Below are 24,783 nucleotides of genomic sequence, written 5' to 3'. Positions count from 1 at the left end.
CTTCTCCTGATCCGCCGACCGGATCCGACCGGATCCGATGCGATCCGACGTGATCCGGACCCAGGACGCTAGTCCGGGTGCATGGTGGTGCCGGGAGGGCCTCCCAGAGGGCGGCGGGCCCCTTTCAGCTCGGCCTCGTACAGGTGGTCGCGACCCTGGGCGAGCCTGTGGACCAGTTGCTGCTCGATCTCGGTGAAGGGCCGGTAGTAGGTCCGGTTGTAGCTCTCGACGAGCTGGAAGGTCCAGTGGCCGGGGATGACGTTGCGGCCGAGGAGCTCACGTTCGACGAGGTCGGCGTCCTGGTCGTGGCCGGCCTCGCGCAGCAGACGCACCGCGTCGCCGACGGCGAAGTCGGCGCTGCCGGTCAGCTGGTGGAACTCGTACAGTGCGCCGCGGGCGCGCTCGGTCGTCTCCAGCGCCTTCGACAGGGCGCCCAGCGCTTCGACGGTCTTGTCGCTCACGCCTTCGGGGCGGCGGTGTGCGGTGTCCGGGGGGCTGTTCTGTTCTTCGCTCACGCCCGTACCTATGCCCTGGGCGTGCGCGCGCCTACCCGCCGGTCGCTCCTCCGCGGGGGCCGGGGCGGCCCGGGGCGCGGCCGCCTGCCGGAATGCGCCGAGCCATGAAGGGCGCGACAGTGAAATAGACCTGGGTTCTTGCGGAGGAAGGGACCGGGTGAGGGGGACGGGGCCCAGCCGACGGCCCACCTCTTCGGCGGCGCGGGCCATCGCCTCGTCATCGGTGACGTCCACGTGCCAGTGGAGTGACCGCGTGGGCAGTCCTGCGGCGGTCCGGGCGAGCGCGTCCCAGGAAATCCTGACGCAGCGGGCGCAGAGTCGGCTTCGCCGTGCGAGGCGCCTGGCGTGTGCCGCCCGCGCCCCGGGCCGTCGTGCGCTTTGATCTATGGGGGAGGCGCGCGGTGCGGATCGGTCCGGCGGGCACCGCGTGGCACCGGCCGGGCAGCAGTCCGTCAAGGGAGCGTTCGGCATGAGCAAGGAAGAACCCGGCACGCCCCACTGGCTGTTCGGTGATCAGCTCGGCCCGCATTTCATCGACCCGGCGCACGGCGGCCCGCACCGGGACGCGCCGCTGCTGATGATCGAGTCCCGGAACGTCCTGCGCAGGAGGCGCTTCCATCGCGCCAAGGCGCATCTGCTCCTTTCGGCGATGCGCCACCGGGCCGCGGAGCTCGGTGACCGGGTGCGGTACGTCAAGGCGGATACGTACCGGCAAGGACTGCGTGAGGCGGTGGGCGATGCCCGGGTGACCGTCCACCACCCCACATCCCGTGCGGCCCACGCCTTCGTGCGCGGGCTGCCCTCGGTGCGGGTTCTGCCGGCGCGCGGCTTCCTCGTGAGCCACGACGACTTCAAGGCCTGGGCGGACGGCCGCGCCTCGAAGCAGCTCCGTCAGGAGGACTTCTACCGATGGGTCCGCCGGACGCACGGTCTGCTGATGGAGGGCGACCACCCCGTCGGCGGCCGCTGGAACCTGGACCACGACAACCGGCAGCCCCCGCCTCGCGACGTCACCGAACTGGGCGTACCGGCACCGTACCGGCCCCGGGAGAGCGAGATCGACGACGAGGTGCGGTCCGACCTGGACCGGTGGTCGCGGGACGGGGACGTGGAGTTCGTCGGCGAGGACGCACCACGCGTATTCCCGGCCACGCGCCGGGAGGCGCTCGCCGCACTCCGGCGCTTCGTGGAGCACCGGCTCGCCACGTTCGGGGAATACGAGGACGCGGTTCTGGCCGGGGACCCGACGATGAGCCACAGTCTGCTGTCCACGTCGCTCAACCTCGGGCTGCTGGACCCCGCAGAATGCGTCGAACGGGCGGAGGCCGGATGGCGGTCGGGCGATGTGCCGCTCAACAGTGCCGAGGGGTTCGTGCGGCAGATCGCCGGGTGGCGCGAGTTCGTCTGGCACGTCTACTGGTACTTCGACGAGGAGTACCGCGAGAGCAACGTTCTGCGCCACCGCGAGCCACTGCCCGACTGGTTCACGGAACTGTCCCCGGACGGCACCGGGGCGAACTGCCTCTCCCACGTCCTGGAACAGGTCAGGACGACAGGCTGGACCCATCACATTCCCCGCCTGATGATCCTGGGCAGTTTCGCCCTCCAACGGGGCTGGGACCCCCGGGCCGTCACCGACTGGTTCCACCGCAGCTTCGTCGACGGCTACGACTGGGTCATGGTCCCGAACGTGGTGGGCATGTCGCAGTACGCCGACGGGGGCCGCATGACCACCAAGCCCTATACGTCCGGGGGCGCCTACATCGACCGGATGAGCGACCTCTGCGGCCCCTGCCGGTACAACCCGTCCGTACGGGTCGGCGAGGACGCCTGCCCCTTCACTGCCGGGTACTGGAACCTCCTGCACCGCCACCGTGACCGGTTCGAACACAACGCGCGGATGACCCGGGCGGTGCGAGGTCTGGACAGGCTCCGCGATCTCGACGCGCTCCTGGAGCAGGAGCGCGAGCGCCGCGACTGACCGGCCGCGGGCAATGCCGCCAGTCGGCGAAGCCGGCCTGCGATGGTCTTCCAGGTAGTGGATCAGTCCCACCAGAAGTCCCGGCGGTGGGCACCGGTGATTCGCTCGGCGTACGCACGGCCACCGCCTGACCGTCGCGTTGGCAGTGACCTCCCGGTAGCACCGCCAGCGTCTCGTCCGCGGTGTGCGGGCAGAAGAGGAACCGGAGGTCGAAGTGCTGGTGTTCGGGTCCGCCTCCGCCCGGGTCGGCGTCGACGCCGTGTATGCGCCGGGCCACGATAGTTGGCACCTGACCACGCTGGTTGGCATCACCCTCGCTTGTCCATGCCAAGATGCGAGGATGGATAAGACCGACGTCACGCGTGCGATCGCGGCTGCGACTTCGGTCGCCGCATCGCTCGACCTGCCAGCCAACGACGCAATCGTTCTCCACAACTCGAACAAGCTGGCACTGCGGCTGACGCCGTGCGATGTCTTTGCCCGGGTCGCCCCTGTGGGACAAGAGGTCGCACAGTTCGAAGTCGATCTCGCTCAGCGGCTCATCGAGGCCGGATGCCCGATGTGTCCCTTGGAGCCTCGGGCGGACCCGCGCGTGTACACGTGCGATGGCTTCGCAGTGACGCTGTGGACCTACTACGAGCCCGTGACACCTCACACCTCACCGGTCGACTACGCCAAGGCGCTGGAGCAGCTGCACGCCGGCATGCGACAGGTCGAGATGCCGAGTCCGAGGTTCACGGACCGGATCACGGAGGCGGAAGAAGTCGTCGCCGACCCGGATCGCTCGCCGCAGCTCACCGGCGCGGACCGCGTGTTCCTCAGCGGCAGGCTGGCAAGTCTGCGACGAGCGATCGACGACCGCGGCGCCGTGGAGCAGCTGCTCCACGGCGAGCCGCATCCGGGCAATGTGCTCAGCACGAGGAACGGCCCGTTGTTCATCGACCTTGAGACGTGCTGCCGCGGACCCGTCGAGTTCGATCTCGCCCATGTTCCCGAGGCTGTCTGCGAGCACTACCCAGGCGTCGACCAAGGGCTGCTGAACGAGTGTCGCGAGCTCGTTATCGCGATGGTCGCCGCGTGGCGTTGGGAGGTTGGCGACCAGTTTCCGAATGGAAGGCGATTCGGAAAGGAATGCCTGCGCTTGCTGCGCGAGGGTCCTCCTTGGCCGACACTCGACACAGTGACCAGGCGGCTGGATGGTCTGTAGAAGCCGCCGAAGGTCAGTGAAGGCGGCAAGGAACCAAGCGGCGAGGCCGTCGCCGTTGCGACCCCATGCGCGGCGGCCCCACTGCCGCGCTGAACCGTGGCGCCGGTGCCGAATCGAAGACGTGCTGTACCTGGGCAGCGGACAGACACGGTCAGTGTGAGTCATGGAGAACCTGGAGACCGCCTGCTCGGACGTGCGACTCGTTGTAGGGTGTCGAAACAGCCCTTGACCTGCAAAAACGCAGGCAGGGAGCCTATGAGTGGGAGTGTTCCGATGATGCGCACCATGTTCAAGTCCAAAATCCACCGGGCCACCGTGACCCAGGCCGACCTGCACTACGTCGGTTCCGTCACCATCGACGCCGAGCTGATGGAGGCCGCGGATCTGCTCCCCGGCGAGCTTGTGCACATCGTGGACATCGACAACGGGGCCCGGCTGGAGACGTACGTCATCGAGGGCGAACGCGGCTCCGGAGTCATCGGGATCAACGGCGCCGCCGCCCACCTCGTCCACCCCGGTGACCTGGTCATCCTGATCAGCTACGCGCAGGTCGACGACGCCGAGGCGCGCAGCCTGGTCCCGAGCGTCGTCCACGTCGACGCGGGGAACCGGATCGTCGCGCTCGGCGCCGACGCCTCCGCTCCCGTCCCGGGCACCGACACCGCGCGCAGCCCGCACGCCGTCCCCGCGGCGCGCTGAAGCGACCTACCCAGCGAAGGAGCATCCGATATGGCGGACCGGAGTGGTCAGGACGGGCCCGACATCCGTGACGACCGGGCGGCGGGCAGACTGCTCGCGTACGAGGACGGCGCGGCCGCCGGGGTCATCGTGTACTTCGTGATGGACGGGGCACCCGCCGCGCTCGTCGCCGTACACACGGTCGTCGAGCCGGGGCACGAGGGCAAGGGGATCGGGAGCGCACTGGTCAGGGAGTTCTACGCGATGGCGGGCCGTGACGGAGTCCCCGTCGTACCGCTCTGCCCGTACGCCGCGAAGTGGGCGTCGCGCCATCCCGACGAGGCTCCGCAGGCCCCGGCCGCACTGGTGGAGCGGGCGAAGGAACAGCTCGCGTCGCGTCCCGAGCTCTACTGATCCCGGAGGCCGGCGGCCCAGGCCCGAACAATGCCCAGCGGCGGGCCGATAGCGTCTCGCCCATGCCCCTCGCTCTGCTGCACACCTCCCCGGCCCACGTCCCGGTCTTCGACGCCCTGCGCGACGCAGGCCATCCGGGGCTCGTGCTGCGCCACCTCGTGCACGAGGGCCTCCTCGAACGGGCCGGGGAGAGCGGGCCGCAGGCGGTGACGGGCGAGATCGAGGCGTTGCTCGCCGGGGCGGTCGCCGAGGGGGCCACCGCGGTGCTCTGTACGTGCTCGACGATCGGCGGTGTCGCGGAGTCGCTCGGGCCGGCGCTCGGCGTCCCCGTGCTGCGGGTCGACCGCCCGATGGCGGCCGTCGCGGCCCGTGCGGAGCGGGTGACCGTCATCGCGGCGCTCGCCGCCACCCTGGAGCCCACCCTCGCGCTGATCGCCGAGGAGGCCGACGCTGCGGGCCGGCCTCCGGCCGAGGTCCGCACCGTGCTGGTCGCGGGCGCCTGGGAGCGCTTCGAGGCGGGCGAGCGTGACGGCTATCTGGACCTGGTGGCCGAGGCCGCAGACGCGGTGGCGGACGCCGATGTGATCGTGCTGGCCCAGGCGTCCATGGCCGGTGCCGTCACCCGTACGGTCACGCGGATTCCGGTGCTCTCCAGTCCGCGGCCGGGCCTGGCCGCCGCGGCGGCAGCGGTCGCTTCGGTGGGCCGGACGGATCTTTCGTAGGCCGAACGTATGGACTCGCCGGGCGCGGGCAGCCGCTCCGGGAGACGGTGGAGGAGATCCACCCAGACCGTTCGGAGGACCGAGATGACCCATCCGTTTCCCGACCCCGTCCCGCCCGCGCCCACTCCGGGACCCATTCCTGGGCCGCCCCAGCCGCTGCCGGAGCCGGAGCCCGTGCCGCCGGGGCCGGGGCCGACGCCGCCCGTCCCCACGCCGCCGGGGCCCTCGCCCGACCCGATCCCGCAGCCGCCCGCGCCGAACCCCGAGCCGGTGCCGCCGCCGGAGCCGGAGCCCTCACCGGTGGGCTGAGCCGTGCGGGTGACCGACGCGGGTGGCCGGCCGCCGCCGTCCCTGCCCACGGGCGGCCCGATGAACACCGCCGCTCTCCGTGCTCCTGCCGGAGGCTCACCGTTACGAGCCTCCGGCATGAGCTGCGATCAGGCGATGATCGGGACCACGGCCTCCGGCGTCAGCATCCGGAACGTGAAGGACTGGTGGAAGTAGAGACTGACGGTCGTCGCGTCGTGCTCCTGATAGCCGATCGACAGATCCTCGCCCAGGCACAGCTCGAAGTCGCCGCCCCGGGTGGACAGCAGCACCCCGCCCGCCACCGCCGGCGCCCACAGGATCTGGTCGTCGAGCAGCCGGGTCAGATGGGTGGAGACGGGATATCCGTGGTCGGATGTCTCGGTCGCCTCCGTGAACGCGTCCGCGCCCAGCAGCAGCCGGTAGGGCCCGTCCACACCGGCCAGCCGCAGCTTGGTCAGCGCCTGGCTGACGGTGGCCGGATAGTCCCGGGCATCTGCCGGAAGCGGCAGCGGGGCGTGTGAGGAACCGTCCCGCAGACCGGTGATCCCGGCCGCCGCGTAGCCGTCGATGAGCGCCATGTCCTCCGCGAACGCACAGGTCCGGGCGGCGTCCTTGACCGGCTGCCAGTCACTGTCGTCGGAGCCGCGCTCGACATCGTCCACCGCCGCCCTGTCCAGTGTGAACGGCACCCGCCACTCGATGACCGGTACCGAGGTGCGGGCGCGGGCCAGCACGTCGGGGGTGGGCGGGTCGATCTCCCGGAGGTGGCCGTCGCCGACGGCAGCCAGCCGCGGGCCCTGTGGCCCGCTGACGTCGACGACGCGCCGGCCCGCCAGATGACGGCTGAAGGTGCGCCGGGCCTCCTCCTCGATCTGGTCCCAGGCGGCTTGCGTGACGGGGGCGAGTGCGCGGTGGAGGTTGTTCATCACTGGGCGCTTTCTTGCAGGCTGCCGATGTGCAGCGAACCGTCACGGGAGTCCGGCGGGATCAGGGTCTGCGCCGTCGGCGCGGACGCCGGCTCCGGCAGTGCCCCGGTCCCGGCCGCTGCGGACTCGGGCGACGGCGGCGGGGCGTCGAGGAAGTCGGCGCCGGGGGCGTGGAAGAGCGTGCCGGTGACCGCTGTCGAGAAGTCGAGAATGCGGTCGTGGGTGCCGGGAGGACTGCCGAGGAACATGTTCCGGAGCATCTGTTCGGTGACGCCGGGGTCGGCGGCGTACCCGATGAAGTACGTACCGAACTCACCCTGACCGAAGCTGCCGAACGCCATGTTGGCACGCAGGATGTCGCGCTCCGTGCCGTCCGGGTCCGTGATGGTGTTCAGCGCCACGTGTGAGTCGGCGGGTTTGACGTCGTCGGCGAACTCGATGTCGGTGAACTTGGTCCGCCCGATCACCCGCTCCTGCTCCTCCGTGCTCAGCGCGTTCCACGACGTCAGATCGTGCAGGTACTTCTGCACGACGACATAGCTGCCGCCCGCGAAGTCCGGGTCCTCGTCACCGACCAGCGCCGCCGAGAGCGCGTCCGGACCGACCGGGTTCTCTGTCCCGTCCACGAAGCCCAGCAGATCCCGGTGGTCGAAGTAGCGGAACCCGTGCGTCTCGTCCACGACCTTCACCGCACCGCCGAGCCGGCCGAGCAGCTGGGAGGCCCACTCGTAGCACACGTCCATCCGCTCGGCCCGGATGTGGAACAGCAGGTCGCCCGGGGTGGCGGGGGCGTGGTGGCGGGGCCCGCGCAGTTCCTGGAAGGGATGGAGCGAGGCGGGACGCGGCCCCTCGAACAGCCGGCCCCAGGCATCGGAACCGAAGCCGGTCACACAGGCCAGCCCGGAACCGGGAAAGCGGAACCCGATGGAGCGGGCCAGGGCCGCCAGATCCGGCAGCGCCTCGCGGACAGCGGGCTCACCGCCCGGCTCGATCGTGGCGACCAGGATCAGCGCGGCGCTGGTCAGCGGTGCGACGACGGGCTGCGCCGCGGCCGCTTCCTCGGTGGTCCCGGGCATGCGGCGGCTCCATGGGGTGGCGTGGGCGACAAGGCGGCACCCGCGCGGGTGAGGACGCGGGGCCCGCTGCCACTTACCCACATCCGGCGGGGCGCCGCACCCCGGCGCGTCCGACCGGGCGACGTGCGCGCCGCTCCCTCGCCCGCCCGGCCGGGCGCTTGCCCCGGCCCGGTCACTCGTCGGCGAGGTCGCTCCGGCTGCACGCCAGCACCCCGGTGGTGCCCGACAGCCGGGCCATCAGCGCGTCCGGATCGCCCCTGCCCTGCACGCTGAGCGCGACCTCGACGGTCCGCTCGGGCGGGGGCACGGTCTCCGACCGGCGACGGCGCCGGAACATCCCCTCGCCGTCGGCGGCGAGCGTGGTCAGCTCGGAGATCGCGAACCCCGCCTCCGTACAGTGCTTGACCAGCTCCCGCAGCGCGCCCACCCCCTCCGTGTAGGTGATCCGGTAGCCGATCGAGGCGTTGCGCAGCGCCGGCAGCCGGTGGGCCAGCGGGCGGACGCCGTACGACACCAGGAAGTAGGCGAGCGTGGCGAGGGTGGCGAGTACCGGCAGCCCGGCGCCGGCCGCGCAGCCGACCGCCGCGGTCAGCCAGATCGACGCGGCCGTGGTCAGCCCCTTGACCGAGCCGCGGTGGACGAAGATGACACCACCGCCGATGAACCCGAGCCCGGAGACGATCTGCGCCGCCACCCGGGACGGATCCAACTCGACCTGCCCGGTGACCAGTACGTCGGAGAAGCCGAACTTGCTGACCAGGGTGAACAGTGCGGCCCCGAGCCCGACGATCGTGTACGTGCGCAGTCCGGCCGCCTTCTGGCGGATCTCGCGTTCGATCCCGATCGCGCAGGAGAGCCCGAACGCGATGCCGAACTGCGCCGCGTGCGTCCAGTTCTGGCCGAACGGTTCATTGATGTCGATTGCCACAGAGCCTCCGATCCGCTTGGGACCTTCCGGGCAGCCGGCCGCCGGAAGGAGAGCGCCGTCACCCCGCCGTGCCGGGCGGCGCGACGGTTGCGGCGGCGCGATGCTCCACCGTACCGGCCGCTCTCACCAGGCCCGGAGTGCGTTACGGCTCGTCAGGTCCGTGGCGCCCGGGAGCCTGCGCCGTCGAGCAGCGGGGCGAGGACGGCCCGCAGGTCCTCCGGCCGGCGGTAGTGGAGCGCGGTCATGCCCTCGCGTCGGGCAGCGGTCACGTGGGCCTCGGTGTCGTCCACGAACAGACAGCGCCCCGCCACGGTCCCGACGCGTTCGGCCGCGATGCGGTAGACCCTCGGGTCGGGCTTGGCGACGCCGATGCGCGCGGTGTTGACGACGGCGTCGGCCACCCCGCCCAGGCCCTGCCGGTCGAGGTCCAGCTCCAGCCTCGTGGTGGCGTTGGAGACCAGCGCCACCGCGGCCACCTCCCGGACCGAGGCCAGCAGCGCGACCACCTCCGGATCGACGAGCGGTACGAGCCCGGCCCAGGCGGCGACCGCGGCCCCGGCCCGGTCCGCGGAGCCGCAGACCGTGGTCAGTTCGGCCGCGACGGCGGACCGCCACTGCTCGTCGGTCACCTCGCCCGTGATCGCGGGAAGCAACCGCCGCGGGGCGAACGCGGCAGCCGCGAGTGCGCCTCGGGGCAGTCCGTGTGCGTCTTCGAGGGCATCCTGCGCGGGCCAGTGCCGGATCACGCCGTCGATGTCGCACAGCACGGCGTCGATGAGTTGGGCGGGCATGATCGGCTCTCCATCCGCTCAACGACGGCACACGCCGTCCTCCGACCGGTGACCTGGCCCGGCGGACGGCGGGCGCCCCCGCCGGCTGCTCCATCCACGTCACCCCATGACTTTCGCGCGCCCGACCGTAGCGCCCCTGCCGGGCTCCGGCGGGTGCGCACCGTACGGTCGGGTCCGTAGGCGCGAAATCGCGCGAAGCGTCCCGGGCGGCCGACGCCAGGGCCCTGCGGAAGATATGACATGGCAAAGATTCTTTTCGTGATGACCGGATCCGACCACTGGACCCTCGCCGACGGCTCCCTGCACCCGACCGGCTTCTGGGCCGAGGAGGCCGTCGCGCCGTACGAGAGGTTCAAGGCCGCCGGGTACGAGATCGTCGTCGCCACTCCCGGCGGCGTCGTGCCGACCGTCGACCGGGGGAGCCTGGCGCCGGAGTTCAACGACGGCCAGGAGAACGCCGACCGGGTGGCGAGCGCCCTCGCCTCCATGACCGAACTCCAGCATCCGCTGAGGCTGGCGGACGTGGACCTGGCGGACTACGCGGCGGTGTTCTACCCCGGCGGCCACGGCCCGATGGAGGACCTGGCGGTGAACGCGGACTCCGGCAGGCTGCTGGTCGGTGCGCTGGACTCGGGCCTGCCCCTCGGCATCGTCTGCCACGCCCCGGCCGCCGTGCTGGCGGCCACGAGGGATGACGGGGCCAACGCGTTCGCCGGCTACCGGCTCACCGGCTTCACCAACACGGAGGAGAGCCAGGCCGGGTTCGCGGACAAGGCCGCGTGGCTGCTCCAGGACCGCCTCGTGGAGATCGGCACCGACTTCCAGGAGGGCGAGCCGTGGGCCCCGTACGTGGTCGTCGACCGCAATCTGGTCACCGGCCAGAACCCGGCCTCCGCCGCCCCGCTCGCGGGTGAGCTGATCAAGAAGCTCGCCTGATCCGTCGGGCCGCCCGCGCGGGAACACGTACCGGAAACTCCGCTCCGAGGAACTGATATCCCGGCCGCCCTCGGCGGTCTCCCAGTCATCGGGCATCATCGGCGGCCTACAGGACAGGGACCCAATTCATGAGCAGTCATCACCACACGGTGGATCCGGTGCCACTGGTGATCGCCGTGCGCAACGGTGACGCGGGGGCGCAGGACGCACTGGCCAGTGCGTACCTCCCGCTCGTCTACAACATCGTGGGCCGGGCGCTGAACGGTTCCGCGGACGTCGACGACGTGGTGCAGGAGACCATGCTCCGCGCACTGGACGGCCTCGGCGGTCTGCGCGCCCCGGAGAGTTTCCGCTCCTGGCTGGTGGCGATCGCGATGAACCAGATACGTGCGCACTGGCGGGACCGCGATATCGCGCCCGGCACGCTGGAGGAGGCCGGGGAGATCGCTGATCCGGGGGCCGACTTCGTCGACCTGACGATGATGCGCCTGCAGCTGTCCGGACAGCGCCGGGAGACGGCGTGCGCGACGCGGTGGCTGGAGCCGGACGACCGGGGCCTGCTGTCGCTGTGGTGGCTGGAGTGCGCCGGGGAGCTGACCCGGACCGAGGTGGCCGAGGCGCTGGAGCTGTCGCTGCAGTACGCGGCGGTCCGGGTGCAGCGGATGAAGGCGCAGCTGGAGACGGCCCGCGTCGTCGTGCGGGCACTCGGCGCGCAGCCGCCGTGCGAGGAACTCCGCGGCGTCTGCGCTGCCTGGGACGGCCGCCCCTCCGCGCTGTGGCGCAAACGAATAGCCCGGCACGCCCGTGACTGCTTCCGGTGCTCCGGGCTGTGGAGCGGCCTGATGCCCGCGGAGGGCCTGCTGGCAGGGCTGGCGCTGGTCGCCGTGCCCGCCGCGCTCCTCGCGCTGTGGCCCGGCGGTGACGACACCGCACCGGTCGCCGCCGCACACGCCCTCGACACCGCGACAGCAGCCCCGCCCGGCCGGCACCGCTCCCGCGGCGGGCGGCACACGGGCGGACGTACCCCCTCCCGCGCCGCCGCCCGACGGCGGCGCCGGATTCAGCGCCGGGCGGTCGGCGGCGCGGTGGTGGTGGCGTGCATGACCGGCGGGGGCCTCTGGTACGCGGCCCTGGGGCCCGGAGCGGGGACCGGGGGAGACAGCGCGTCGAGCACGTCGGCGCAGCCCATCGCCGACCTCACGGCGTCCGGAAGCCCCGCCACCACCTCTTCGCCGTCGCCGGCATCCGCCTCGTCCTCCCTCTCACCCTCGGCCTCTGCCTCGCCGTCCAAGTCCAAGAAGCGGAGCGCCTCCACACCCCCGGCCCGCACACCGCACAAGAGCGTCGCCCCGGCGCCGAAGAAGACGCCCGTACCGCCTCCGCCGAGCGCCCCCGCCACGCGACCCGCCCCCGAGGGCGACACGGCCCAGGTCGTCGCCCTGGTCAACCAGGAGCGGGCGACGGCCGGATGCGGACCGGTCAAGGAGGACCCGCAGCTCACGGACGCGGCGCTGCGGCATTCCGACGACATGGCCGCCCGCGACTTCTTCGAGCACACCAACCCCGACGGCGCCGACCCCGGGCGCCGGATCACCGACGCCGGCTACCACTGGTCGACGTACGGCGAGAACATAGCCCGGGGCCAGCAGACTCCCGAATCGGTGATGGAGTCCTGGATGAACAGCCCCGGCCACCGCGCCAACATCCTCAACTGTGACTTCAAGGACATCGGCATCGGCATCCACCAGGGACCCGGCGGACCGTGGTGGACCCAGGACTTCGGCGCGAAGATGTGAGCTGGTCCGGCTCGCCCGTCAGCTCTCGACCTCGGTCCTGTCGCCGCCCCAGAGGGTGTGGAAGACGCCTTCGCGGTCGACCCGGCGATAGGTGTGGGCGCCGAAGTAGTCGCGCTGGCCCTGGGTGAGCGCGGCGGGCAGGCGTTCGGCGCGCAGCGAGTCGTAGTAGGCGAGGGTGGCGGCGAAGGCGGGCGTGGGGACGCCCTGGGTGACGGCGGTGGCGACGACGGCGCGCCAGTCGTCCTGCGCGGCGGCGATCTCCCGGGCGAAACTCTTGTCCGCCAGCAGGCTCGGCAGCCGGTCCTGGGCCTCGTAGGCGCTGGTGATCCGGTCGAGGAACGCGGCCCGGATGATGCAGCCGCCGCGCCAGATCGCGGCGACCCTGCCGAGGTCGATGTCCCAGTCGTACGTCTCGCTGCCGGCCGCGATCTCGTGGAAGCCCTGCGTGTAGGAGACGATCTTCGAGGCGTACAGCGCCTGCTCGACCTGGTCGGCGAACGCCGCGGCCTCGTTCTTTCCGAGCTTGCGGGCGGCCGGTCCGGCGAGGTGGCGTGAGGCTTCGCGGAGCGCGGCATGGCCGGAGACGGAGCGTGCGAAGACGGCCTCGGCGATCGCGGAGACGGGAACGCCCAGGTCCAGGGCGATCTGAACGGTCCAGCGGCCGGTGCCCTTCTGCTCCGCCTGGTCGAGCACCACGTCCACGAAGGGCTTGCCGGTCGCCTCGTCCACCTGGGAGAGGACCTCCGCCGTGATCTCGATGAGGTAGGAGTCCAGGCGCCCGGTGTTCCAGGTGCGGAAGGTGTCCGCGATCTGCGCGGGGGAGTACCCGGCCACGTCGCGGAGCAGCTGGTAGGCCTCACCGATCAGCTGCATGTCCGCGTACTCGATGCCGTTGTGCGTCATCTTCACGAAATGACCGGCGCCGTCGGGGCCGATGTGCGTGACACACGGTGCCCCGTCCTTGGCCTTCGCGGAGATCTTCTCCAGCATCGGCCCGAGCGAGGCGTAGGACTCGTCGCTGCCGCCGGGCATGATGCTCGGCCCGTTCAGCGCGCCCTCCTCGCCGCCGGAGATGCCGGCGCCGACGAAGTGGATGCCGCGCTCGCGCAGCTCCTTCTCCCGGCGCCGGGTGTCCTCGAAGTGGGCGTTCCCGCCGTCGATGATGACGTCGCCCTCCTCCAGCAGCGACGCGAACTCCTGGATCACCGCGTCGGTGGGATCGCCCGCCTTCACCATGACGACCAGGCGGCGGGGCCGCTCCAGCGCCTCGACGAACTCCTGCGGCGTGTGCGCGGCGACGAAGGTCCCCTCGTCGCCGAAGTCCTCGATCAGGGCGTCGGTCTTCGCCGCCGTGCGGTTGTGCACCGCGACCGTGAAGCCGTTGCGGGCGAAGTTGCGGGCGAGGTTGCGGCCCATCACCGCGAGCCCGGTGACGCCGATCTGCGCGGTGCCGCTCATCTGGGTGCTCCTGCAATCTGTCGGGGGAGGCCGGGACGCCGGGATGCCGAGGCGCCGGGATGTCGCGTCGTTCCAGTATGGATACGGGCCCGGCGGACGGCCTGTTCAGCCGGGCAGGCGGGTGCGCGCCGCCCTCCCGGGCACCTCGCACCGCCCTCCGTTCCCTCCCGTGCCCCGCTCGCTCGTCTTGACACTCGCTGAGCGGCGGCGCAACACTGGTTCCGGTTGGGAGAGCGCTCTCCCGGTCGGGTTTCACACCCTGGCCGGGCCGCCGGTCCCGCAGCCCGCCCGCACCGTCCCATCCCCGCTGTCGGTGCGGTGAGGAAGTCCGCGGTGGTCATGGAAATCCGTGACCACCGCGGACTCATGCCCGGAACCGGCCGCAGCCCGGCCCCGGCGGAAGGCTTCCCGGTGGAGGGATTCCCGTGGAAACGCGAAACCTCCGGCCGCGGCGGTCGTCCGCCGCGGCCGGAGGTTTCGGCCGGCCACCAGGGCCGGCCGGGGTCAGGCGGCCCTGCCCGAACGGCCCGCCCCGGCCTCACGGATCAGCTCGGCGTAGCGCCGGCCACTGCTCTTGACCGTGCGGCGCTGCGTCGCGTAGTCCACGTGGACCAGGCCGAAGCGCTTGTCGTAGCCGTACGCCCACTCGAAGTTGTCCAGCAGTGACCAGGCGAAGTACCCGGCCAGCGGCGCGCCCTTGCGGACGGCGCGCGCACAGGCGGCGAGGTGCTCCTCCAGGTACTGGGTGCGCTCCGGGTCGTGCACCGAACCGTCGGCCAGCACGACGTCCTGGTACGCCGAGCCGTTCTCGGTGACGTAGAGGCGCTCGACGCCGTACTCCTCGGTCAGGCGCAGCAGCAGCTGCTCCAGGCCCTGGGCGTGCACCTCCCAGTCCATGTGGGTGTGGCGGGAGCCGGGGAGGTAGACCTGCTTGGCGTGCGGGACGGGACCGGTCGCGTCGGCCGTGACGACCTGGCGGAAGTAGTAGTTCACGCCCATCCAGTCGAGCGGTGCCGAGATCAGGTCCATGTCGCCGTCCTGGACCGGGAGTTCGACGCCGTACAGGTCGACCATGTCCTGGGGGTAACCGCGCCCGAGGATCGGGTCGAGCCACCAGCGGTTGATGTGCCCGTCGCCGCGGACGGCGGCGGCGCGGTCCGCCTCGCGGTCGGTGGCGGCCTCCACCGGGCTGAGGTTGTTGACGATGCCGACGCGGGCGTCGGAGGACGCGGCCCGGATCGCCCGCACGGCGAGACCGTGCCCGAGGTGCAGGTGGTACGAGGCCCGGACGGCGGCGGTCAGGTCGGTGAGACCCGGCGCCATGGTGCCCTCCAGGTGACCGATCCAGGCCGAGCAGAGCGGCTCGTTGAGGGTCGCCCAGTCCTTCACCCGGTCACCGAGGCGCTCCACGACGACCGAGGTGTACGCGGCGAAGTGCTCGGCCGTCTCCCGGACCGTCCAGCCGCCCCGGTCCTGGAGCGCCTGCGGAAGGTCCCAGTGGTACAGCGTGGCGAACGGGGTGATCCCCGCTTCGAGGAGCCCGTCGACCAGCCGGTCGTAGAAGTCGAGCCCGGCCTTGTTGACCGGGCCGTCGCCGCCCGGGACGATCCTCGGCCAGGCGAGCGAGAAGCGGTACGCGCCCGCCCCCACCTCCTTGATCAGGCCGATGTCCTCCGGCACCCGGTGGTAGTGGTCGCAGGCCACGTCCCCCGTGTCGTTGCCGGCGATCTTGCCCGGGATGTGGGAGAAGGTGTCCCAGATCGACGGGGCGCGGCCGTCCTCGGCCACGGCGCCCTCGATCTGGTACGCGGCGGTGGCGACGCCCCAGGTGAAGTCGGCCGGGAGGGCGCTGAGGTCGTTCACGGACTTCCTTTCCGAAGTGGTCACTTGACGGCTCCCGCCGTGAGGCCCGCGACCAGGTACCGCTGGAGCAGCAGGAACCCGGCGACGATCGGGACGCTGACGACGAGCGAGGCGGCCATGACCTGGTTCCAGTACACGTCGTTCTGGGTGGCGTAGCCCTGGAGGCCGACGGCCAGGGTGCGGGTGGTGTCGTTGGTCATGACGGAGGCGAAGAGCACCTCGCCCCAGGCCGTCATGAAGGCGTAGACGGCGACGGCCACGATGCCCGGCACCGCGGCCGGCACGACGACCCGGAACAGGGCGCCGAGCGGTCCGCAGCCGTCCACCAGGGCGGCCTCGTCCAGATCCTTCGGGATCGAGTCGAAGTAGCCGATGAGCATCCAGATGGAGAACGGCAGCGAGAACGTCAGATACGTGAGGATCAGTCCGCCGCGCGAGCCGTACAGCGCGATGCCGGTGCTGTTCCCGATGTTCACGAAGATGAGGAACAGCGGGAGCAGGAAGAGGATGCCGGGGAACATCTGGGTGGAGAGCACCGTGACGGTGAAGACGCGCTTGCCGCGGAACTTGTAGCGGCTCACGGCGTACGCGGAGAACACCGCGATGATCACCGAGAGGACCGTCGCCGAACCCGCCACGACCAGCGAGTTGACGAAGTACCGGGCCAGCGGGACGGTCTTCCAGATGTCGAAGTACGGCTGGACCGTCAGCCCGGACGGTATCCAGTGGAACTTCCCGGACACGTCCTGGAGCGGCTTGAGCGAGCTGCTGATCATCACGTAGACGGGCAGCAGCGCGAAGGCGGCCAGGAAGGTCAGGATGATGCGGCGGGTCCAGAGGAAGGACTGCGGGGCGGCCATCGGGGACCGCCTCCGGGCCCGGGACTTCGACGCCCCGGGCCCCACGGCCGAGTGGGCATTGCTAGGCATCGGCGCCCTTCCTTCCGCGTGAGGTGATGATCAGGTAGCCGGCCGTCACGAGCAGCAGGAAGAGCAGCAGGAGGACGGACATGGCGGATCCGGTGCCGAAGTTCCAGGTGACGAACGACGACTGGTAGATGTGGATCGAGATCAGGTCCGCGTTCTCCGGCGCCGCCTTCCCGAACAGCACGTACGGGGTGTTGAAGTCGTTGAACGTCCACAGGAACAGGACGAGCACGAGGACCTGGTTGACCGGGCGCAGCGCGGGCAGGGTGATCTTGCGGATCTGCTGCCAGATGCCGGCGCCGTCGATCGCGGAGGCCTCGTACAGCTCGCGCGGGATGTTCTGGAGCCCCGCCATCACGATCAGGAAGGCGAACGGCCAGCCCTTCCAGACCGAGACGATGATCAGGGCGTAGATGCTGTTGTCACCGATCAGCCAGAAGGAGGGCTGGTCGGTCAGTCCGAGCTGGTCGTGCAGCACGTGGTTGACCAGGCCGTTGTCCCGCTGGAACATGAACGCCCAGGTGATGACGGCCGCGTAGACCGGCAGGGCGTACGGAACGAGGAAGATCGCCCGGAGGAAGCCCCGGCCGCGGAAGTTCTCCTGCAGCATGATCGCCGCCGCGACCCCGAACAGCCAGGCCAGGCCTACGGCGAAGAACGTGAAGACACAGGTGATGAAGAACGAGTGGAGCAGCGCCTCGCCGATCGGGGCGTTGACGTCCACGGCGATTCTGTAGTTGTCGAAGCCGCTCCAGGGCGCTCCGCCCCAGTTGTTGATGTAGAACTGCGTGAGCTGGCGGAAACTCATCACGATTCCGATGATCATCGGAATCACGTGGACGAGGAGTTCGAGCAGGACGGCCGGCAGGAGCAGGAGATAGGGCAGTCCGCCCTGGCGGATCCGGTCGGGGATGCGCGGCAGTCTCCTGCGCGCACCCCCGCTGCCCCGGCTCGTCACCCTGTCCGACTTTTCCGTCCGGCTGTCGGTGGTCACGGTGGCGGTCATGAGAAGCCTTACTGCTGCATCGTCTGCTGGGCCTTTTCGAGGCGCGCCTTGACGGATTCGGTGGTCACGGGGCGTCCGGCCGCGGCGTCGGCCCACAGCTCCTTGACCGCCGTACCCACGGCCGTCTCGAACTGCGACTCGTTCGGCACCTGCGGCAGCGGGGCGGCGCTCTTGGCCAGCGTGTCGCGCAGGACCGAGAGGTCGGGGGCGGAGAACGCCTCATCGGCCTGGGCGGCCTTGACCGGCGGGATCGATCCGTAGGTCTTGTTGAGCAGCTTCTGCTCGGCGTCGCTGGTCATGAACTTCACGAACTTCTTGGCGCCGTCGATGTTCTTGGTGTTCTTGAACACCGCCATGTTGATGCCGGCGACCATGGAGTTGGTGCTCTTGCCGGTGCCCGGAGTGCCGGCGGCGACGGGGACCGGCGCCGCGCCCCAGTCCTCCGGCTTCATGCCCTGGGAGGCGAAGGTGGAGGCGGCGGCCTGCCACAGCACCATCGCGGTCTTGCCCTTGGCGAAGTCCGTCAGGGACTGGTTCTGCGCGTACTCCGCGTTGCCCGGAGCGATGATCTTGTCCTTGGCCATGAAGTCGATGTACTGCTTCACGGCGGCGACGGCACCGTCGGAGGTGAAGGTCGCCTTGCCCGACTTGTCGAAGAAGTCCGCGCCGTGCTGCTGACCCAGGACGAAGGTCTGGTGGATGTTGTTGGAGAGGTTGGAGCCCTCGGCACCCAGCCCCCACTTGCCGCCCTTGGAGAGCTTCTTGCCGTCCGCGACCAGCTCGTCCCAGGTGGCCGGGGGCTTGCTGATGCCCGCCTCCGCGAAGCTCTTCTTGTTGTAGTAGAGGGCGTACGCGAGGGAGTACAGCGGCACCGCAGAGGGGTCCTTGTCCGCCGCGCCGGCCGAGGCGACCGCCGACTCGACGAAGCGGTCCCGGCCGCCGATCGCGTCGAAGTTCTCCTTGTTCCAGGGGAGCAGCGCGCCCGTCGCCTGAAGCGATGCCGACCAGGTGTTGCCGATGTTCAGCACGTCCGGGCCCTGACCGGACGTGGTGGCGGCGAGGATCCGGTTGAGCAGGTCGGCCCAGGGCACGACCTCCAGCTTGACCTTGATGCCGGTCTGCTTCTCGAACTTCTTCAGCTCGGGGGTGAGGATCTTCTTGTCGGCCTCGATGCTGGGGCCCTGGTTGGACGCCCAGTAGGTGAGGGTCTTCGGCGAATCGTTGCTGCCGCCCGAGGCGGACGAGCCGCCTCCGCAGCCGGTGACGCCGGCGGCGATGGAGATCGCGAGGGTGACTGCTGCTGCGGCTCTGACGTTGCGCATGCTGGATGGCCCCTTTCCGGGGAGGAAGGCCGTGTTCGAGAACCGAACGGTCTTCAGGACTTAATTTATGACGTGATTTAAGAGCTGAGAGAAGGTCGCGTCAAGTCCCGCGGTCACGGTATGTTGCGGGAAGGGAAGGAGCCACATGGCTGAGCGCAACAGACGGACCGTGCGTGACCTGCGACGGGGCAACCGGGCAAGGGTATTGCAACGGTTGTATTTCGACGGCCCGCTGAGCCGCCAGGAGCTCGGTCCCGCCACCGGGCTGAGCTCGGGTTCCATCAGCAACGTTGTTACGGAACTTGATGCCGAAGGCCTCCTGGAGGAGGCCGGAGTCGTCGATTCGGACGGCGGCCGCCCCCGCACACTGCTGCGCGTCGCACCCGCGGGCGGTCTCCTGATCGGCATCGACATCGGGGAGACCCGGATCAGGGTGGAGCTCTTCGACCTCGCCCTCACCGAACTCGCCCGCACCGAAAGGCTGCTGGCCCAGCACGGCTACGACGTCAGCCGCATCGTCGGCCACGTCCGCAGCGGGGTCGCCGATGTGCTGCGCGACGCCGGGGCCGATCCGCGCCGGCTGCTCGGCATCGGGATCGGCGTCCCGGGGATCATCGAGCGGGACGCCCCGGACGGCGCCGTCGGTGATGTGGGCTCCGTCGTCCACGGCCAGACGATCGACTGGAGTGCCGTCCCCTTCGAGCAGCTGCTCCGCGCGGCCGTCCGGGTCCCGCCGGAGGTCCCGTTCTTCATCGACAACGGTGCCAAGACGCTGGGTCAGGCCGAGATGTGGTTCGGCGGCGGCCGGGGCGCGGGAGCCTCGGCCATCGCGCTCATCGGCTCCGGTGTCGGAGCCTGCGTGAACCACGGCGACCTGCTCGACGAGGACCGCAGCAGCATGGCCCTCGAATGGGGCCACACCACCGTTCAGCTGCGCGGACGCCGCTGCCGGTGCGGCTCCATCGGCTGCCTGGAGGCGTACGCGGGCGCGGAGGCGATGCGCGAGCGCTGGCACGAGGCGGGCGGCCCGCTCGCCGCCGACGCCGACGACGAGACCGCGCTCGCCGCGCTGCTGGCCGCGGCCTACCCCGGCCCGGGCGGCGAGCCCGACCCGCTGGCGGTGTCACTCCTGGACGAGACGGCCGAATGCCTGGGCGCGGCGCTGGGAGACCTGATCAACCTCTTCCTGCCCGAGCGCATCCTGCTCGGCGGCTGGGCGGGCCTGCTGATCGGGCCGCACCTGCTGCCGGACATCCGCCGCTACGCCCAGGAGTACGCGCTCCGGCACGCCGGGGCCCGTACCACGATCGAGATGGGCCGCCTGGGCCCCGACGCGGTCACGGTCGGCGCCGCGACGCTCCCGCTGGCCGACTTCCTCGCCAGAGGCGGCAGCCGCCCGGCCCCTGAGCCCCGGCCCAGCGCCCCGGCGCCGGGGTTCCGGACCGCCGCGGACGCCGTGCGGAGGCGGGAGTACCCGCAGACCGCTTCGGACGCGACGGGCTGAGGGGCGGGTGTGCGGCGGGTGGCGCCGGGCCGGTACGGCACGGCAGCGGGACGGCGGAACAGCCGGCGCCCCGGCAGCGTCAGCGCGTGGGCGACGAGCGGGACGCGGGGCGCCACGCCTGCGGCCAGGCCACGTTCCGGGCGACGGCTCCCGGCACGCCGAGACCTGCCCTGGCGTGTTCGACATAGCGGCTCCGGGCAAGCCGGAAGTCCTGATACGCCTCGTCCCAGTCCTGTTCGACCTCGGTGGCGACGGCCCGGGCCAGGCTCTCCAACCGCCATACGCAGTGGTCCAGTGTCTTGGACGCCGTGTTCGCCTCGGTGTCACCGAGCAGCGCGAGGGTCTCGGACAGCGCGGAACGGCGGGACTCCAACTCGCCGACCTCCGCGAGCACCTCGGGCGTCGGTTCCAGCGGTATCGGCCCGGTCGTCAGACCGCGGGCGGCGGCGATCATCTGATAGCGGGCCGCCAACTCCTTGACGGCATGGGCGTATTCGGCATACGCCTTCAAGCGGTGCTCGTCCCACCGCACCGCCTGCTGTCGCCGCCATCTCGTCCGCTCGTTCACACTGCTCACCAGGAACGACATCAGCGCTCCGAGAGCGACGCCCGCGAGGGGCAGTATCCGGTCGGTCAGATTCACCAGGGACCCCGATCAAGTGGTACAACGACCACCCGATCCTTTCCGTGGTTCCACGACGGCACAACACCCCCACGGCGGCGGGGAGACGGCCGGTCCCGGCGGACCCGCCCGGCTACGCCGAGTCCCGCACCACCAGCGCCGGTTCGAAGATCACGGAGGTCGTCGCCCCGTCCGGTTTCGCCAGCCGTTCGATGAGCAGCCGGGCCATCTCGGCGGCCATCGCCTCGACGGGCTGCCGGACCGTGGTCAGCGGCGGGCGGCAGGCGGACGCCGCGCTGCTGTCGTCGAACCCGATCACCGCGACGTCCTCCGGCACCCGCTTCCCGTGTTCCCGCAGGACGTGGCAGGCGCCCACCGCCATCAGATCGTTGGCCGCGAACACCGCGTCCACGTCGGGATGTTCGACCAGCAGCCGTTCCATCGCGGCCTCGCCGCTCTCCTGGGTGAACTGCCCCTCCGCGATCGGGATGTACGGGTGCCCGAGCCCCGTCATCGTGTCGCGGAAACCCGCCAGCCGTTCCTGCCCGGCGGGTACGTCGAGCGGTCCGGTGATGGTCGCGATGCGGCGGCACCCCCGCGACAGCAGATGCTCGGCCGCCAGCCGCGCCCCGTCCTGGTGGGCGAGGTCGACATAGCTGATCCGGACCGGGCGGGCCGGCCGCGCGTACAGCACCGCGGGCAGCCCCGCGTCCGTCAGCAGGCCCGGCAGCGGGTCCTCCGCGTGCGTCGAGACGACCAGGGCGCCGTCGGCGCTGCCCTGGCGGAGGAACGAGACCACGTCCTCCCGGGCCCGTGACGTCTCGGCGAACATCAGCACCGGGTGCATGCCCCGGGGCCGCAGGTAGTTGACCACCCCGGTCACCACCCGGCCGAAGAACGGGTCCGCGAACACCTGCGCGGTGAAGGCGGAACCGCTGTCGGGCTCGCCGGTTTCCGCGGGCCCGGAGCCGGACGAGCGTGCCCCGTCCGCCGGTTCGGTCTCCACCCCGGCGCCCGAGACCACCAGCGCGATGGCGTCGGTGCGCCGGGTCACCAGCGAGCGCGCCGCGCGGTTGGGGGCGTATCCGGTGCTGGCGACCGCCCGGCGCACGGCCTCCTGGATCACCGGATCGACATTGCGGACTCCGTTGATCACCCGGGAGACGGTGGCGCGGGAGACTCCGGCCGCCCTCGCCACGTCCTCCAGGGTGGGTGTACCGGCCGAGCGCAGATCATCCGTCATACGCGCATTTATAGCACCGACGGAGAGCGCTCTCCATCGCGGTGCGGCGCCTCCGGAACACCGGTGCCCGGCGAGGGCGCCGCCCCGGTCGCCGTCAGCGTCGCGCTGAGCGGCAGTTCGCCCGCGCAGCGGCCGGCCAGCAGCGTGTACCCGCCGGACTCCGTCTCCCAGCCGTGCCGCTCCACCGACCAGTGCGCCAGGGCCCGCCCGGACACCCGCACCACCGCGACCGCGCTCTCCCCGGGCCTCGCCCGGACGGCCGCGTATCCGATCAGCCGGCGCACCGGCCGCTCCACGGAGGACCCGCTGGAGGACCCGCTCCTGGCGAGGTAGACCTGGACCACCTCGCGGCCGGACCGGCGGCCCGAGTTGCGCACCCGTACCCGTACGTCGAACGGCTCCCCGGCCCGTACCCCGGCCGGGGCGGTCAGCTCCTCGTACTCCCAGTCCGTGTAGCCCAGTCCGTGGCCGAACCAGTAGGCGGGCGCGGAGCCGGAGCGCAGCCAGGCCCGGTAGCCAATGTGCTGGCCCTCCTCGTAGCGCAGCCGCCCGTCGGGGGTGGGCAGGGTGTCGAGCACCGGTACGTCGTCCTGGGCGGCGCCCCAGGTGGTCGGCAGCCGGCCGCCCGGCTCCGCCCGGCCGAACAGCACGTCCGCCAGCCCGCTGCCCGCCTCCTGCCCCGGGAACCAAACGAGCAGCAGCGCGGGCACCCGGGTGTGCCAGGGCAGGGCGACCGGGCCGCCCGAGTTGACCACGACCACCGTGCGCGGATTGGCCCGCACCACGGCCCTGACCAGCGCGTCCTGCCCCTGCGGCAGTTCGAGGCTCTCGCGGTCGTGCCCCTCCGACTCGCTCTGCTCGGTGGTCCCCACGACCACCACCGCGACCTCCGCCGCCCGTGCGGCGGCCACGGCCTCCGCGAGCGCGGCGGGCGCGTCCCCGGCGGGCGGGGCGGCGGCGAGGATCGTCGCGACTCCGGAACGCGGCGCGAGCGAGCGCAGCGCCACCACCTCCACCTCCTCGCCCGCCGCGAGCTCGGTCCGCGCGCCGTGCTCGGGCGGCGCGACATGGACCCGGGTCGGATCGTCACTGTCCAGCGGGAAGGTCCCGGCCAGCACCTCCTGGCCACCGACAGACAGCGAGATGTCGCCCCAGCCGCCCACCGCCCAGGTCCACACCCCGCCCACGGGCGGCCGGACCAGGGCCCGGATCTCCACGGCCGCCGCGCCCTCGACCGTGACGGAGGGCTCCACGATCCGGCCCGACAGCCGGTGCTCCGCGTGGAGTTCGGCCCCGCTCGCGTCCAGCAGCCGCACGAGCACGCCCGGTTCCCCCGACCGGGGGTCGCGCGACCAGTCCCGGCCGAGGGGCCGGGGCAGCGGCGACGGCGGCAGCCCCGGCCGGTAGGTCACCCTGGCCTCCCCGCCCAGCGCCTCCCGGATACCCGCCAGCGGAGTCACCACATGGTCGGGAAAAACCTCCGCGCTGCCGCCGCCCTGGATCCGTACGGCGGTGGCGTGCGGGCCGATCACCGCGACCGAGCGCAGCGCCGCCGGGTCGAGCGGGAGGAGCCGCCCTTCGTTGCGGAGCAGCACCGAACCGGCGGCGACGGCGCGGCGCAGCAGGGCACGCCGCGCCGCGGGGGCCACCGCGGGCCGCCGTACCGGGTCGGGGGAGCCGAGCGCGCCGACGCGTCGCGCCAGCCGCAGCAGCCGCCGCACCTTGTCGTCGACCACCTCCGGGGGGACCAGCCCCCGTTCCAGGGCGGCGAGCAGGCCGGTCGCCCAGGGGCCGTCGGGTCCGGGCATCACCAGGTCCTGTGCGGAGCGGGCGGTGTCCAGGAGGGTCCGCACGCCTCCCCAGTCCGATACGACGGTCCCGTCGAAGCCCCATTCGCTCTTGAGGGGGCTCTCCAGCAGCGGGGACGCGGACATCGTCACGCCGTCGACCTTGTTGTACGCCGACATCACCGCCCAGACCCCGGCCTCCACCGCGGCCTCGAAGGGGGCGAGGTAGACCTCGTGCAGGGTCTGCTCGTCCATGCGCACGTCGACGGTCAGCCGGTCGGTCTCGGCGTCGTTGGCGACGAAGTGCTTGGCGGTGGCGGCGACCCCGCCGGACTGGATGCCCCTGATGAGCGCGGCCCCGGCCCGCCCGGTGAGCAGCGGGTCCTCGGAGAAACACTCGAAGTGCCGCCCGCCCAGCGGGGAGCGGTGCAGGTTGAGGGTCGGGGCGAGGACCACGTCCACCCCCTTGCGGCGGGCCTCGGCGGCGAGCAGCGCGCCGAGATCCGTGAGCAGCCGCTCGTCCCAGGCGGCCGCCATCGCGGTCGGGGAGGGGAGTACGAGCGAGGTCTCGCGCTCGTCCCACGTCTCGCCGCGCACCCCGGCGGGGCCGTCGGAGAGGGTGAGGGCGCGCATTCCGACAGCCGGTTCGGGGTGGGTGCGCCAAGTGCTCCCGCCGGTCAGCAGACGCACCTTCTGCGCGGCGTCGAGCTTTTCCAGCAGCGGATCGATCTCTTCGTCCGTCATGACGGCCATGTCCCTTCACCCCAGCCCTC

At 71.6% G+C, this 24,783-nt stretch carries 21 protein-coding genes; 8 read left to right on the top strand and 13 right to left on the bottom strand.

The features are described 5' to 3' along the window. Window positions 1-68: 68 nt before the first annotated feature. The gene (locus ACZ601_RS02330; RefSeq protein WP_469532152.1) at window positions 69-515 is read right to left on the bottom strand and encodes a hypothetical protein; all 447 of its coding nucleotides are present in this window, start codon (window positions 513-515) and stop codon (window positions 69-71) included. A 469-nt stretch (window positions 516-984) separates the two neighbouring features. Here ACZ601_RS02330 and ACZ601_RS02325 point away from each other — a divergent pair, with 469 nt between their 5' ends. From ACZ601_RS02325 to ACZ601_RS02305, 5 genes are all read left to right on the top strand, one after another. After that, on the top strand, window positions 985-2,496 hold the full coding sequence (locus ACZ601_RS02325) for a cryptochrome/photolyase family protein (RefSeq protein ID WP_469532150.1): 1,512 nt from the start codon (window positions 985-987) through the stop codon (window positions 2,494-2,496). A 340-nt stretch (window positions 2,497-2,836) separates the two neighbouring features. Continuing rightward, entirely contained in the window at window positions 2,837-3,703 is an 867-nt protein-coding gene (locus tag ACZ601_RS02320; RefSeq protein WP_469532149.1) for a phosphotransferase, read from the top strand. 273 nt (window positions 3,704-3,976) lie between these two features. Next, the gene (panD, locus tag ACZ601_RS02315; RefSeq protein WP_073734563.1) at window positions 3,977-4,402 is read left to right on the top strand and encodes an aspartate 1-decarboxylase; all 426 of its coding nucleotides are present in this window, start codon (window positions 3,977-3,979) and stop codon (window positions 4,400-4,402) included. A 30-nt stretch (window positions 4,403-4,432) separates the two neighbouring features. Beyond that, window positions 4,433-4,795: a GNAT family N-acetyltransferase gene (locus ACZ601_RS02310; protein ID WP_311301829.1), complete on the top strand. Its 363-nt coding sequence runs from the start codon at window positions 4,433-4,435 to the stop codon at window positions 4,793-4,795. A gap of 62 nt (window positions 4,796-4,857) precedes the next feature. Continuing rightward, window positions 4,858-5,517 (top strand): aspartate/glutamate racemase family protein, encoded by a 660-nt coding sequence (locus tag ACZ601_RS02305; protein ID WP_469532146.1) that lies wholly within the window; start codon window positions 4,858-4,860, stop codon window positions 5,515-5,517. Window positions 5,518-5,954: 437 nt separating this feature from the next. On the opposite strand, the gene ACZ601_RS02300 is transcribed toward ACZ601_RS02305, so the two are convergent. The 4 genes from ACZ601_RS02300 to ACZ601_RS02285 form a co-directional block, all read right to left on the bottom strand. After that, window positions 5,955-6,752 carry a family 1 encapsulin nanocompartment shell protein gene (locus ACZ601_RS02300; RefSeq protein WP_469532144.1) on the bottom strand — a complete coding sequence of 266 codons (798 nt, stop codon included), beginning with the start codon at window positions 6,750-6,752 and terminating at the stop codon, window positions 5,955-5,957. Next, window positions 6,752-7,828 carry a Dyp-type peroxidase gene (locus ACZ601_RS02295; protein ID WP_469532142.1) on the bottom strand — a complete coding sequence of 359 codons (1,077 nt, stop codon included), beginning with the start codon at window positions 7,826-7,828 and terminating at the stop codon, window positions 6,752-6,754. The genes ACZ601_RS02300 and ACZ601_RS02295 overlap by 1 nt, the downstream gene beginning before the upstream one ends. 172 nt (window positions 7,829-8,000) lie before the next feature. Further along, window positions 8,001-8,756 (bottom strand): MgtC/SapB family protein, encoded by a 756-nt coding sequence (locus tag ACZ601_RS02290; RefSeq protein WP_371774891.1) that lies wholly within the window; start codon window positions 8,754-8,756, stop codon window positions 8,001-8,003. Window positions 8,757-8,908: 152 nt separating this feature from the next. After that, on the bottom strand, window positions 8,909-9,547 hold the full coding sequence (locus ACZ601_RS02285) for an HAD-IA family hydrolase (RefSeq protein WP_469532141.1): 639 nt from the start codon (window positions 9,545-9,547) through the stop codon (window positions 8,909-8,911). 240 nt (window positions 9,548-9,787) lie between these two features. On the opposite strand from ACZ601_RS02285, the gene ACZ601_RS02280 reads away from it, so the two are divergent. Together ACZ601_RS02280 and ACZ601_RS02275 are read left to right on the top strand one after the other, a co-directional pair. Further along, a complete protein-coding gene (locus ACZ601_RS02280; RefSeq protein WP_469532139.1) occupies window positions 9,788-10,483 on the top strand; it encodes a type 1 glutamine amidotransferase domain-containing protein in 696 nt (231 codons plus the stop codon). Window positions 10,484-10,611: 128 nt separating this feature from the next. Then, window positions 10,612-12,279: a sigma-70 family RNA polymerase sigma factor gene (locus ACZ601_RS02275; protein ID WP_469532137.1), complete on the top strand. Its 1,668-nt coding sequence runs from the start codon at window positions 10,612-10,614 to the stop codon at window positions 12,277-12,279. Window positions 12,280-12,297: 18 nt separating this feature from the next. Here the strand turns inward: ACZ601_RS02275 and gndA are convergent, their stop codons facing one another. The 5 genes from gndA to ACZ601_RS02250 form a co-directional block, all read right to left on the bottom strand. After that, on the bottom strand, window positions 12,298-13,737 hold the full coding sequence (gndA, locus tag ACZ601_RS02270) for an NADP-dependent phosphogluconate dehydrogenase (protein ID WP_469532136.1): 1,440 nt from the start codon (window positions 13,735-13,737) through the stop codon (window positions 12,298-12,300). A 504-nt stretch (window positions 13,738-14,241) separates the two neighbouring features. Next, on the bottom strand, window positions 14,242-15,600 hold the full coding sequence (locus ACZ601_RS02265; RefSeq protein WP_440574034.1) for a GH1 family beta-glucosidase: 1,359 nt from the start codon (window positions 15,598-15,600) through the stop codon (window positions 14,242-14,244). Between the two features lie 20 nt (window positions 15,601-15,620). Continuing rightward, window positions 15,621-16,529 carry a carbohydrate ABC transporter permease gene (locus tag ACZ601_RS02260; RefSeq protein WP_469532133.1) on the bottom strand — a complete coding sequence of 303 codons (909 nt, stop codon included), beginning with the start codon at window positions 16,527-16,529 and terminating at the stop codon, window positions 15,621-15,623. After that, window positions 16,522-17,532: a carbohydrate ABC transporter permease gene (locus ACZ601_RS02255; RefSeq protein ID WP_469532132.1), complete on the bottom strand. Its 1,011-nt coding sequence runs from the start codon at window positions 17,530-17,532 to the stop codon at window positions 16,522-16,524. Before ACZ601_RS02255 ends, ACZ601_RS02260 begins: the two co-directional genes overlap by 8 nt. Before the next feature lie 8 nt (window positions 17,533-17,540). After that, window positions 17,541-18,854 (bottom strand): ABC transporter substrate-binding protein, encoded by a 1,314-nt coding sequence (locus ACZ601_RS02250; RefSeq protein ID WP_440574037.1) that lies wholly within the window; start codon window positions 18,852-18,854, stop codon window positions 17,541-17,543. Between the two features lie 145 nt (window positions 18,855-18,999). On the opposite strand from ACZ601_RS02250, the gene ACZ601_RS02245 reads away from it, so the two are divergent. Further along, the gene (locus tag ACZ601_RS02245; RefSeq protein WP_469532129.1) at window positions 19,000-20,358 is read left to right on the top strand and encodes an ROK family transcriptional regulator; all 1,359 of its coding nucleotides are present in this window, start codon (window positions 19,000-19,002) and stop codon (window positions 20,356-20,358) included. Window positions 20,359-20,437: 79 nt separating this feature from the next. Here the strand turns inward: ACZ601_RS02245 and ACZ601_RS02240 are convergent, their stop codons facing one another. The 3 genes from ACZ601_RS02240 to ACZ601_RS02230 all read right to left on the bottom strand — a co-directional run bounded on the left by ACZ601_RS02240 (window position 20,438) and on the right by ACZ601_RS02230 (window position 24,754). Then, window positions 20,438-21,001: a hypothetical protein gene (locus ACZ601_RS02240; protein WP_469532128.1), complete on the bottom strand. Its 564-nt coding sequence runs from the start codon at window positions 20,999-21,001 to the stop codon at window positions 20,438-20,440. 112 nt (window positions 21,002-21,113) lie between these two features. After that, a complete protein-coding gene (locus ACZ601_RS02235; RefSeq protein WP_469532126.1) occupies window positions 21,114-22,223 on the bottom strand; it encodes a LacI family DNA-binding transcriptional regulator in 1,110 nt (369 codons plus the stop codon). Window positions 22,224-22,231: 8 nt separating this feature from the next. Next, entirely contained in the window at window positions 22,232-24,754 is a 2,523-nt protein-coding gene (locus ACZ601_RS02230; RefSeq protein ID WP_469532124.1) for a glycoside hydrolase family 3 C-terminal domain-containing protein, read from the bottom strand. Window positions 24,755-24,783 lie beyond the last annotated feature (29 nt).

Source organism: Streptomyces sp. NPDC104307, assembly GCF_055584045.1.
This window is presented reverse-complemented; position numbering and strand designations above follow the sequence as displayed.